The 11,921-nt window shown below is 59.8% G+C and carries 11 protein-coding genes; all 11 read right to left on the bottom strand.

Features of this window, described 5'->3' with window-relative positions; genetic code table 11:
* Window positions 1–116 precede the first annotated feature (116 nt).
* A complete protein-coding gene (locus APH41_RS19755) occupies window positions 117–1,775 on the bottom strand; it encodes a Na/Pi cotransporter family protein (protein WP_003187402.1) in 1,659 nt (552 codons plus the stop codon).
* Between the two features lie 272 nt (window positions 1,776–2,047).
* On the bottom strand, window positions 2,048–2,815 hold the full coding sequence (locus APH41_RS19750) for a TerC family protein (protein ID WP_003187403.1): 768 nt from the start codon (window positions 2,813–2,815) through the stop codon (window positions 2,048–2,050).
* Window positions 2,816–2,882: 67 nt separating this feature from the next.
* On the bottom strand, window positions 2,883–4,190 hold the full coding sequence (locus APH41_RS19745; protein ID WP_003187405.1) for a CitMHS family transporter: 1,308 nt from the start codon (window positions 4,188–4,190) through the stop codon (window positions 2,883–2,885).
* A gap of 379 nt (window positions 4,191–4,569) precedes the next feature.
* Entirely contained in the window at window positions 4,570–6,531 is a 1,962-nt protein-coding gene (locus APH41_RS19740; RefSeq protein ID WP_054920891.1) for a DUF4105 domain-containing protein, read from the bottom strand.
* Window positions 6,528–6,848: a DUF2388 domain-containing protein gene (locus APH41_RS19735; RefSeq protein WP_003187408.1), complete on the bottom strand. Its 321-nt coding sequence runs from the start codon at window positions 6,846–6,848 to the stop codon at window positions 6,528–6,530. The genes APH41_RS19740 and APH41_RS19735 overlap by 4 nt, the downstream gene beginning before the upstream one ends.
* A gap of 39 nt (window positions 6,849–6,887) precedes the next feature.
* Window positions 6,888–7,196, bottom strand: coding sequence for a DUF2388 domain-containing protein (locus tag APH41_RS19730; RefSeq protein WP_054897222.1), 309 nt, complete (start codon window positions 7,194–7,196; stop codon window positions 6,888–6,890).
* Window positions 7,197–7,302: 106 nt separating this feature from the next.
* A complete protein-coding gene (locus APH41_RS19725) occupies window positions 7,303–7,623 on the bottom strand; it encodes a DUF2388 domain-containing protein (RefSeq protein ID WP_034136006.1) in 321 nt (106 codons plus the stop codon).
* Between the two features lie 330 nt (window positions 7,624–7,953).
* Window positions 7,954–8,169, bottom strand: coding sequence for a DUF1127 domain-containing protein (locus tag APH41_RS19720; RefSeq protein ID WP_003187413.1), 216 nt, complete (start codon window positions 8,167–8,169; stop codon window positions 7,954–7,956).
* A 318-nt stretch (window positions 8,170–8,487) separates the two neighbouring features.
* Complete coding sequence (locus tag APH41_RS19715; RefSeq protein ID WP_003187414.1) at window positions 8,488–9,981, bottom strand: acetyl-CoA hydrolase/transferase family protein; 1,494 nt, start codon at window positions 9,979–9,981, stop codon at window positions 8,488–8,490.
* Between the two features lie 236 nt (window positions 9,982–10,217).
* A complete protein-coding gene (locus APH41_RS19710; protein ID WP_054920888.1) occupies window positions 10,218–11,654 on the bottom strand; it encodes an NAD(P)(+) transhydrogenase (Re/Si-specific) subunit beta in 1,437 nt (478 codons plus the stop codon).
* Window positions 11,654–11,920 (bottom strand): NAD(P) transhydrogenase subunit alpha, encoded by a 267-nt coding sequence (locus APH41_RS19705; protein ID WP_054920886.1) that lies wholly within the window; start codon window positions 11,918–11,920, stop codon window positions 11,654–11,656. The genes APH41_RS19710 and APH41_RS19705 overlap by 1 nt, the downstream gene beginning before the upstream one ends.
* Window position 11,921: the final 1 nt, after the last annotated feature.

Genomic DNA, 11,921 nt, shown 5'->3' with positions numbered 1-11,921 from the left:
CAAAGGCAAAGGCGTGTACCGAGCCCAAGAGCAGGCAGGCGAGTAACAGGCGACGCATAACAAGCTTCCTGGCGAATGAGGTCCACTGTTTACTGACTTCGCTCGCGGGCGTACGTTCAGGGCGAATGGGTAATGTCGGCAATACTTTCAGCCGAGAGCGCGCCAGTGTCGGACGTTTCCAACACTACATAAGCACTGCTGCAGAACAACGAGTTCAAGCGTTTCATGTCGGCAATCAGTTCCAAGTGCAGGGAACTGGTTTCCAGGCTCTGCACGATCTTGCGCTGCAGGCGGCTGACATGGGCGTGGGCCAGGCGGCGTTCCTGGGCGCGGAAGCGGCGCTTTTCGCGCAGTAATTGGCGGGCGCTTTCCGGGTCGCCGCTGAGAAACACCGACAGGCCCAGGCGCAGGTTGGCGATCAACTGGCTGTGCAGGCCACTGAGTTCCTCCAGGCCCACTTCGGAAAATTGCCGGCGTTGCGAAGTCTTCTGTTGCTGGACTTTGCGCAGCATGCGTTCGATCAGGTCACCGGCCAATTTCAAGTTGATCGATAGCTCGATGATTTCGGCCCAGCGGCGGTTGTCCTGTTCACTCAGGTCTTCACGGGGCATTTGCGCCAGGTAGAGTTTGATCGCGCTGTAGAGCGCTTCGACATCATCGCTCAGGCTGCGCATTTCTTGGGTAACGGCGGTTTGATTGCCGCGCAGCACTTCCTGCATCGAAGTGAGCATATTGTCGATCAAGTCACCCAGGCGCAGGGTTTCGCGGGCGGCGTTCGCCAGGGCCAGGCTTGGGGTATTCAATGAGGCCAGGTCCAGATGGCGTGGCTTGGCCTTGCCATTGGTTTCGGGGCGTTCCGGCAGCAGCCATTCGCACAGGCGTGCCATGGGCCCGATGGTGGGTAACAGGATCAGGCAGCGGCTGACGTTGTAGAGCAGGTGGAAGGTGATGACCATGCCCTGGACGCTGTAGTCCAGGCCGTCCATCCAGCCTACGAGCGGGTCGAGCACCGGAATGATCAGCAACAGACCGATCAATTTGTACAACAGGCTGCCCAGGGCCACTTGACGACCGGCAGTGTTTTGCATGCTGGTGCTGAGAAAAGCCAGTACACCGCTGCCGATGTTGGCGCCGATCACCAAGCCGATGGCCACGTGCAAGCCGATCACGCCGGCACCGGCCAGGGTGGCCGTGAGCAACACCGCAGCAAGGCTGGAGTAGGAAATCATGGCGAACAGCGCGCCGACCAGGGCGTCCAGCAAGATATCGCCGGTCAGCGAAGCGAAGATGACTTTGACGCCCTGGGCATGGGTAATTGGCCCGGCGGCTTCGACGATCAATTGCAGCGCGAGGATGATCAGGCCCAGGCCGATCCCGACCCGGCCCAACTGTCCTGCCCGCGTCTGCTTGCGCGACAGGAAGAAAATCACCCCGAGGAAGATCAGCAGCGGCGACAGCCAGGACAAATCGAACGTCAGCACCCGCGCCATCAAGGCCGTACCGACGTCGGCGCCAAGCATGGTGGCCAAGGCCGGCGTGAGGCTCATCAGCCCTTGGCCGACAAACGAAGTCACCAGCATCGCGGTGGCGTTACTGCTTTGCACCATGGCCGTCACCAGGATACCGGCGACAAATGCCAGCCAGCGCTTGGACATGTTCTGCCCGATGACTTGGCGCAAATTGGAACCGTAGACCCGCAGGATGCCGGTTCGGACGATATGCGTGCCCCAGATAAGCAGGGTCACGGCGGAAAGCAGATTGAGCAAGGTCAGCATGCTCGGCCCCCCGTGTGGGTGCGCTCCAGCAGGAGCGAAGGAAAGTTACCGCGTGCCGCTCTACGTCTTGTACCTAAGCTGTAGTTGGCGAATGGGCTCTGCGCCAGCATCGCATAGCTAAACTCGGGATTGAAACAAAACTGTCATGAAGATCGTTCCCCACGCTCGGCGTGGGAACGCATCCTGTGACGCTCTGCGTCACTTTGCGGACGCGGAGCGTCCGAGAGGGCATTCCCACGCGGAGCGTGGGAACGATCACTCGCGGGTCAAATTTACTGACCCGGAATGTCCTTGCGCAGTTTCACCGGGTCCTGCTGTTTCTTCTTTTTCGCGATGGCGGTACGCATCTTGATGTTCACCGCTTCCACCGCCAGCGAGAACGCCATGGCGAAGTAGACGTAGCCTTTTGGCACGTGTACGTCGAAGGATTCAGCGATCAGCACGGTACCCACTACCAGCAGGAACGACAGCGCCAGCATTTTCAGCGACGGGTGCTTGTCGATGAACTCGCTGATAGTGCCGGCAGCCAGCATCATCACCAATACCGCAACGACGATGGCGGCAACCATCACCGGCACGTGGGAAACCATGCCGACGGCGGTAATCACCGAGTCCAGGGAGAACACGATGTCGATGATGGCGATCTGGATAATGGTGTAGATGAACTTGCCACCGGCGCCTTTGGGCTCGTCTTGGGTTTCATCTTCACCTTCCAGCGCGTGGTACATCTCCTGGGAGCTTTTCCACAGCAGGAACAGGCCACCGAAGAACAGGATCAGGTCACGACCGGAGATGCCCTGGCCAAACACCACGAACAGGTCGGCGGTCAGTTGCATGACCCAGGTGATCGACAGCAGCAACAGGATGCGCGTGACCATGGCCAACGCTAGGCCGAAGATCCGAGTGCGTGCCTGCATATGCTTGGGCATGCGGCTGACCAGGATCGAAATCATGATGATGTTATCGATGCCCAGGACGATCTCAAGGGCCGTCAGGGTGAAGAAGGCAATCCAGATTTCCGGATTGGTCAGCCATTCCATGTGTATTCCTTTGAGCAAGTGTTAACCGCGCAAGCTGTAGCGCCGCGCGGTGAGTGAGTCGGTACGATTATAGAGTGCTGAACAGCGGAAAAATCCCCATCAGCAATGCGGCGAACATTATGCACAGGCACACCAACACTGCCCACTTGAGCGTGAAGCGCTGGTGATCGCCGAATTCGATACCCGCCAGAGCAACCAGCAAGTACGTCGAGGGTACCAGTGGGCTGAGCAAATGCACGGGTTGCCCGACGATCGACGCCCGCGCCATTTCCACCGCGGTGATGCCGTAATGGCTGGCAGCTTCGGCCAGTACCGGTAGTACGCCGTAGTAGAACGCATCGTTGGACATGAAGAAGGTGAACGGCATGCTCACCAGCGCGGTGATCACCGCCAGGTAAGGGCCCATCGCTTCTGGGATGACCGCCAACAGGCTCTTGGACATGGCGTCGACCATGCCGGTGCCCGACAGGATGCCTGTGAAAATACCGGCGGCGAAGATCAAGCCCACCACCGCCAATACGCTACCGGCGTGAGCCGCGACGCGGTCTTTCTGCTGCTGCAGGCATGGGTAGTTGACGATCATGGCGATACTGAACGCCACCATGAACAGCACCGGCAGCGGCAACAGGCCGGCAATCAGGGTGCACATCAACGCCAGGGTCAGGGCGCCGTTGAACCAGATCAGTTTCGGACGGCGAGCGTCGGGGAATTGCGACACGCTGATTTCGCTGTGGTCGATCTCGTCGCCCTGCAGGTGCAATTCACCCAGGCGCGCACGTTCGCGCTTGCCGTACATGTAGGCAATCACCAGGATCGCCACCACACCGGCGGCCATGGCCGGGATCATAGGTACGAAGATGTCCGACGGGTCTACATGCAGCGCACTGGCGGCGCGTGCCGTCGGGCCGCCCCAGGGGGTCATGTTCATGACGCCACCGGCGAGAATGATCAGGCCGGCCATGATCCTTGGGCTCATGCCGATGCGCTGGTACAGCGGCAGCATGGCCGCGACGCAGATCATGTAGGTGGTGGCACCGTCACCGTCCAGGGATACCACCAGGGCCAGTACCGCGGTGCCGACCGACACCTTGAGCGGGTCGCCCTTGACCATCTTGAGGATCTTGCGCACGGCCGGGTCGAACAGGCCGGAGTCGATCATCAAGGCAAAATAGAGAATGGCGAACATCAGCATCACGCCGGTCGGCGCAAGCTTGGTGATGCCTTCGAGCATCATCGGGCCGATCTTCGGTGCGAAACCGCCGAACAGCGCGAACAGGATCGGCACGATGATCAAGGCGATCAGCGCGGACAGGCGCTTGGTCATGATCAGGAACATGAACGTGATGACCATGGCAAAGCCAAGGAAAGTCAGCATAGGAATACTCCAGGCGTAGCGCGGCTAGGGAATGGCGGACCGAGTGGCGGTCAGCGCAGAACGAAAGGCACGAGGCGTACGGGTGGAGTTGGAGCGAACAGGCGGGTACGAGCGGACATCGGGAATCACCATTGTTGTTGTTAACAGCCGGTCTGTTGCCGGCAGTGAGGGCGATCCTAGACGGGGAAGCTTTCAGCCAGCTTTCGCTGAGAAAACAGCTGATGAAGGGCAGGCATCATTCTTCAGGTTGGTGCAGAACAAAATGTGGGGGCTGGCTTGCCTGCGATGGCGGCGTATCAGCCAACATCTCTTATGGCTGTGACACCGCCATCGCAGGCAAGCCAGCTCCCACATTTGGATAGTGGTCGCTGCCAGAATATCAGGGTAGTTCCAGGCCGCCGGCGGCTTTGTGCAAGGCCCGCAAATGCTCACCCACCTGCTTGAGGTTGGCTTCACACGCGGCGATCTCGGCGGCGCGGGAAGGATCGAGCAGCGCCCTCACCTCTTTATCCAGCTCGCCGGTCAACGACTGCAACTGTTTCTGGCGTTCGGCGCTTTCTGATTCAAGGCGCTTGGCTTCCGAAGGTTGCGGCAGGCCATAACCCCCACTGTCCAGCAACTCGGCCGGGCGACTCAGGAAGCCGCTGTTGGCGAGAATTTGCTGCAGCGTGTTGTTGGCTTTCTCCATGCCGCCGTATTTCAGCTCGCGGGCATTGAGGTAGCGTTGTTTGACCTCATCTTGGGCGAGCATCAGTTGTTTGCGATAGCTGGCCTGCTCCAGCAGCAACAGCGCGGCGCTGGTGCGCAGGTCGGCCTGGCTGAACCATTGGCGACGCGCTTGCGCATCCAGGGACAACCAGTCTTCGACCTGGGTCTGCTTGATCGGCAGTTGCTTGCGCAGCACATCGAACATGGCCTGGTAGCGCTCGCGGAACGAGTCGAAGTGATACCCCAGCCGCAGTGCCTCGCGCTTGTCATTCAATACGCTGGTATCGGCCAGGCCGCGGGCGCTGAGCACTTCCAGCAAACCGTTGGGGGTGATGTTGTCCAGGCCGGTCAATTGCGGGTTGGCGCTGCCGCTGCGCAACAGTTTCAGGCTTTCGACCGCACAGTTGTTGGAGATAAAGAAGTAGTTGCCGTCATAGCTCCAGTGCATCTCAGCCGCATGTTCGACGGTGTCGTTGATTTCCTGGCGGCTGAGCTTCAGCGGCACCGACGCCAGGCCACGCAGTTCGGTCTTGGTGTACTCATCGATGACCTGGGCCAGCGGCAGTACGAACAGCCGCGACGGGTATTTGCCCACCAGGCCATCCCAGCTCGACAGCTGGACGTCACCGACGAAGGCGCGGTAAGACAAGACCAGGTGCCGGTCCAGATCTAGCCGGCAATCCGGGCCACGCGGGCGGCCCGGCGCACAAATCACCAGGCGCAACATGCTATGGCCCCAACGGCTCACCAGGTTCTGGTTGGCTTCGGCAAGCAGATAGTCGATTTCATACACGCGCTCCGGATCGATCTGGCCCAGGGGCGTCTTGGCGAAATCGTTGCCCGCGTTCAGGAAGGCATAGGTACTGGCGCAGGTGTCCTGTTCAGGCGGGGCCCAGCCGAAGTGATCCTTGTAATAACGGAACAGCGCGGGGCGGCGACAGGCGTAGCTGGGGTCCAGGAGGAAATACTCCATGTTGACCGCCACGAACTCCAGCGGGCTGGTGGTTTCGTAGATGTCCGGGCTGCGCACCACCTGATGGTTGTGCTGCTCACGCTCTCCGCGCCGACCCACATATTGTGGCCAGCCGGCAAGATCCAACAGGCGTGGGTCGTCACTGAGGGTAAAGCGGCGGTCGTTCTGGCCACGGCACTGGTCGGGCAAGCCGATCAAACCGGTGATGTTGTTCTGACGGCTGCAGCGCTGGATCAGCGTGCGCTCGTCCTGGGACCACAGGCGCGCACGGTCATAGATGTGGGTCAGTTCATGCAGCACGGTGGCGAGCATTTCCCGGCGCACAGTACCGTGGGGGCGATTGGTTTTCTGGGTGGCGGCGCTGCCGTCAGTCAGGCTGGCGAGCAGGTTCTGGTTGAGGTCCAGCTCGGACACCAGGGATGCCTGGCCGTAGGCGTTTTCAGGCATCTTGTCGGTCCAGCCGACATCGATACGTCGATCCAGCTGCTCGACAAAGCGCGGCGGCAAGGAACGCAGTGCTTCATCGAGCAATGCCTGGCTGGCCTGCTGTTCGGCCGGGCTCAAGCCTTCGGTCTTGAGCCGCAGTTGCAGGCCGGCCTGGGCTGTACTTGCACACAGCAGCACGGCCCCGGCCAGGAGCCAGGTTTTGAGACGCCTCACAGAGCGAGGATAGCTTCGGCGAGGGTCTGGTCGCTGGCATCACGGGCTTCTGGCACGCGGGTGCGAAGGGTATCGAACGCGGCTTCCAGCTGGGCGCCACGGATCTCGCCATTGGTGGCGACGAAACTGGCGGCGTCATCGTGGGCTTCGCGCACGATCTTGGAGTCGCGGATGGAGGTGGTGGTGTCCGAGGTGAAATCAATGGTGCGCGCCGAGGCTCGCACGACGATGTTGCTGGTGGCCTTCAAGGTTTGCGCCTGGGCGACATCGGCCAAAAACAGCAGGCCGAGGGCGGCGACGATCAGCGGGCTACGCATGGGGTGACTCCAATGACAAAGATAGAAATACAATGATGATTATTGGACGAGAATTGCTTGCGCCAGTTCAAGGTCGCTTGCATGAAGTTTTGGCTGGGTGCGGCGCAGATAGTCCAGCGCGGACTCCAGGCGTGCGCCCCGCCATTGGCCGTCAGTGGCAATGAAAGCGGCAGCATCGTCCCGAGCGGCCAGGACCAACTTATTGTCGAACGGCGCAGAGGTCACTTTGCTGGTGGCATACACGCTGACAACAGTGCTCTGTGTGGACACATCCAACGCTGAAGCCAGGGGTGACCAGCAGGCGCAAAACAGAACAGGAACACTCAATGAACGGTATGAAAAAGCCATGGGACTCTACAACTGAAAGCGAGCGCCAAGGCTAGCGCAACGGCCGGGCGAGAGCCAGCGCCGAGCCATCCGGGAGCGGCGGGCGCTCCCGTCTGGTTGCCGTGGATCAGATAGCCAGGATGGCCTGTGCCAGCTGTGCATCGGTAGCGGTATTCAATTGCGGCGCTTGTTGGCGGATCTGGGCCAGGGCGCTTTCCAGTTTCACGCCACGGATGGCGCCTTCGCTGGCGACAAAGCTGGCGGCGTCGTCACGGGCGGCTTGTACGACCTTGTTGTCGCGCAGGGATGAAGTGGCATCAGACGTGGCATCGGAGGTTGCCTTCAGAGCGCCGACGATCGAGTCGGTCGTCATGATCAGGCTGCTCGCGTTGGCATTGGCAGCCAGGGTCAGCACAGCGGCAGTGCACAGCAGGCGAAGACGGGACATGGGGTAACTCCTGTAGACGAATAATAAGGTGGCGCGAAACGGCCACAATGAAACGGACTGGGACTGTCGAGCATCAGACGCACGCTCTACAGGGTTCGCCACGTGGTGAGTGGATATTAGGCGTGTGCCGGGCTATTCGGAAGCCTGCAATTAAACTGTGCCTGTCATATTTTCTTAATTTAAAACTGTACCTGTGTGCTTGGATTGAGTCATTTCAATACGCAATCACCGATACGACAAAGCCCGCCTCCGGTTACCCGGGGCGGGCTTTGCTTTGACAAATCAGGGTGCTGGCAGTGGACCCGTGAGGTCAGGGCCAGCGGGCGCCACTTAGCGCCAGAACGGCTTGCTCAGCTCTTCGTAGCGTTGAGCTTCGCTGATACCGGCGTCAGCCAGCAGACGCGAATCCAGGCGAGCCAGTTGGTGGCGGCTGGAGATGCGGCGCTGCCACAACATCAGGTTGGCGAGAACGCGCAAAGGCAGGGAAGCCTGGGTGTTTACAGCTTTTTCTTCGAAGAACAGTTCGGAACTGAGTGTACGTTCCATGATGACATCCTTCCGCTTGTGGCGGGATTAGGTAGTGGTTTAACTGATGCCAATGATCCTCTTCCGAGGCAAGACTCTCTAGATACAGTTCACCTGTATTGTGAGAGGCCAGTTAACTGTTTAACGAGGCTGTACGGTACGAAATTGGGGCAACTGTACCTGTGCGCACTTAAAGGGTGCGAAATTGCTATTTTTGAGCATGGGTGTGGGATATTTCGGTAGGAAATGACCGGTACAGCAGTACAGTTTTTTTCATAAGTGTGTGTGGGTTCACCGAGCTGATCAAACTGTCTTTGCATCAGCCCGGATCTGTACTCATCAAGCCTTGAGCATGTGCCCGGTTTCTTCCAGATTGATGTGCCAACTCAGTGCTTCGCGCAGGATGTGCGGCGTATGCCCGCCGATGGCGCAGGCCGCATCGAAGTAAGTGTTGAGCGCATCGCGATAGGCAGGATGCACGCAGTTATCGATGATGACCCGAGCGCGCTCCCGTGGCGCCAGGCCCCGCAGGTCGGCAAGGCCTACTTCGGTGACGAGAATGTCCACGTCATGCTCGGTGTGGTCCACATGGCTGACCATCGGTACCACGCTGGAAATTGCGCCGCCCTTGGCAATGGACTTGGTGACGAAGATCGCCAGGTGCGCATTGCGGGCGAAATCCCCGGAGCCGCCGATGCCGTTCATCATCCGCGTGCCGCAGACGTGGGTGGAGTTGACGTTGCCGTAGATATCGAACTCCAGCGCGGTATTGATACCGATGATGCCCAGGCGCCGTACCACTTCAGGGTGGTTGGAAATTTCCTGCGGGCGCAGCACCAATTTGTCCTTGTAGTGCTCCAGGTTGCCGAACACATCGGCATTGCGTCGCTCCGACAAGGTAATCGAACTGCCGGAGGCAAAGCTCAGCTTGCCGGCGTCGATCAGGTCGAAGGTCGAATCCTGCAACACTTCCGAGTACATGGTCAGGTCTTCGAACGGCGACTCGATCAATCCGCACATCACCGCGTTGGCAATATTACCGATGCCGGCTTGCAGCGGGCCGAGCTTGTTGGTCATGCGCCCGGCATCGACTTCTTGCTTGAGGAAGTTGATCAGGTGATTGGCGATGCCTTGGGTGTCGCTGTCAGGCGGCGTTACCGTGGAGGCGGAGTCCGCCTGGTTGGTGATGACGATGGCGACGATTTTCTCGGGCGGGATCGGAATCGCGGTGCTGCCGATACGGTCGTCGACTTTCACCAGCGGGATCGGCGTGCGCGTCGGCCGGTAGGTCGGGATGTAGATGTCGTGCAGCCCTTCCAGGTTCGGATTGTGCGCCAGGTTGATCTCGACGATCACCTGTTTGGCGAAAATCGCGAAGCTGGCCGAGTTGCCTACGGAGGTAGTGGGCACGATATGGCCCTGCTCAGTGATCGCGACGGCTTCGATCACGGCGATGTCTGGCAATTTGAGCTGATTGTTGCGCAGTTGCTCGACGGTTTCCGACAGGTGCTGGTCGATAAACATCACCTCGCCGGCATTGATCGCCTTGCGCAGGGTGCTGTCGACTTGAAAGGGCATGCGTCGTGACAGTACGCCGGCTTCGGTCAACTGCTTGTCCAGGTCATTGCCCAGGCTGGCGCCGGTCATCAGGGTAATTTTGAGCGGCGAAGTCTTGGCGCGTTCGGCCAGGGCGTGGGGGACGGCCTTGGCTTCACCGGCACGGGTGAAGCCGCTCATGCCGACGGTCATGCCGTCCTCGATCAGTGCAGCGGCGTCTGCCGCGCTCATGACCTTGTTCAACAACGAAGGCAAGCGGATACGATCACGGTACATGAATTGTTATCTCTGGCTACGGAAAGCAAGGTGGGCAGTGTAGTGATTTCAAAAAGTTTCGGCCCGCTACCATGGTCGAATGCCAGATCGCGATTTAGAGCCTTTGGTCGGGTTTCATGTGTGTGCAAAGCGGGACGCAGAGCATCCCTGGATGCGTTCCCACGCGGAGCGGGGGAACCATAAAAAAACCCCAGCCTACGTGAGGCCAGGGTTTCAGGTATTGCGCTGGCGCAGTGTTATTCGACGGCCTTGACCATGTCTTCGATGACCTTCTTGGCATCACCGAACACCATCATGGTCTTGTCCAGGTAGAACAACTCGTTATCCAGGCCGGCGTAGCCGCTGGCCATCGAGCGCTTGTTGACGATGATGGTCTTGGCCTTGAACGCCTCGAGAATCGGCATGCCGGCGATGGGTGAGTTCGGGTCGTTCTTGGCGGCCGGGTTGACCACGTCGTTGGCGCCCAATACCAGCACCACGTCGGCCTGGCCGAACTCGGAGTTGATGTCTTCCATCTCGAACACCTGGTCGTAAGGCACTTCGGCCTCGGCCAGCAATACGTTCATGTGCCCCGGCATACGGCCCGCCACCGGGTGGATCGCGTACTTTACGGTGACGCCGTGGTGGGTCAGCTTCTCGGTCAGCTCCTTGAGCGCGTGTTGTGCCCGCGCGACCGCAAGGCCGTAGCCTGGGACGATAATCACGGTGTCCGCGTTGGTCAGCAGGAAGGTGGCGTCATCAGCGGAGCCGGACTTCACCGGGCGTGCTTCTTTGGAGCCCGTCGCAGCGCCAGCATCCGGCGCATTGCCGAAACCGCCCAACAGCACATTAAAGAAGGAGCGGTTCATCGCTTTGCACATGATGTACGACAGGATCGCGCCGCTGGAGCCCACCAGGGAACCGGCGATGATCAGCATCGAGTTGTTCAGCGAGAAACCGATGCCCGCCGCTGCCCAGCCGGAGTAGCTGTTGAGCATCGACACCACCACGGGCATGTCGGCGCCGCCAATCGGGATGATGATCAGCACACCCAGCACGAAGGCCAAGGCCAGCATCAGCGCGAACGCAGTGAGGTTGCCGGTGAACATGAACGCCAGGCCCAGGCCCAGGGTTGCGAGGCCGAGCACCAGGTTCAGTTTGTGTTGGCCGCCGAACTGTACCGGTGCGCCCTGGAACAGGCGGAACTTGTACTTGCCCGACAGCTTGCCGAATGCGATCACCGAGCCGGAGAAGGTGATTGCACCGATAGCGGCACCGAGGAACAGTTCCAGGCGGTTACCGGCCGGTATCGAATCGCCCAAGTGCTTGACGATGCCCAGGGACTGCGGCTCGACCACGGCGGCAATGGCGATGAACACCGCTGCCAGGCCGATCATGCTGTGCATGAACGCGACCAGCTCGGGCATCTTGGTCATTTCAACACGCTTGGCCATGATCGAGCCGGCGGTACCGCCAACCAATAGGCCAACTATGACGTAGCCGATACCGGCAGTCGCCAGTTCAGCCCCCAGCTTATAGATGAGGCCGACGGTAGTGAGTACCGCCAGCGCCATGCCGAGCATGCCGAACAGGTTGCCGCGCCGCGAAGTGGTCGGGTGCGAGAGGCCTTTGAGGGCCTGGATGAAACAGATCGACGCGATCAGGTAGAGCGTCGTCACGAGGTTCATGCTCATTACTTGGGCGCCTCTTCTTTTACTTTTGGGGCTTTCTTCTTGAACATTTCAAGCATTCTGCGGGTGACCAGAAAGCCACCGAAAACATTCACCGCCGCCAAGGCCACGGCCAGTGTGCCCATGGTCTTGCCCAACGGGGTGACGGTCAGCGCGGCAGCCAGCATGGCGCCGACGATGACAATCGCGGAAATGGCGTTGGTCACGGCCATCAGCGGCGTGTGCAATGCGGGTGTTACGTTCCAGACCACGTGATAACCGACATAAATC

Source organism: Pseudomonas sp. NBRC 111138, assembly GCF_001320835.1.
GTDB classification, from domain to species: domain Bacteria; phylum Pseudomonadota; class Gammaproteobacteria; order Pseudomonadales; family Pseudomonadaceae; genus Aquipseudomonas; species Aquipseudomonas paracarnis.
Note: the sequence above shows the minus strand (reverse complement) of the source record. Positions and strands in the feature narration are given on the sequence as shown.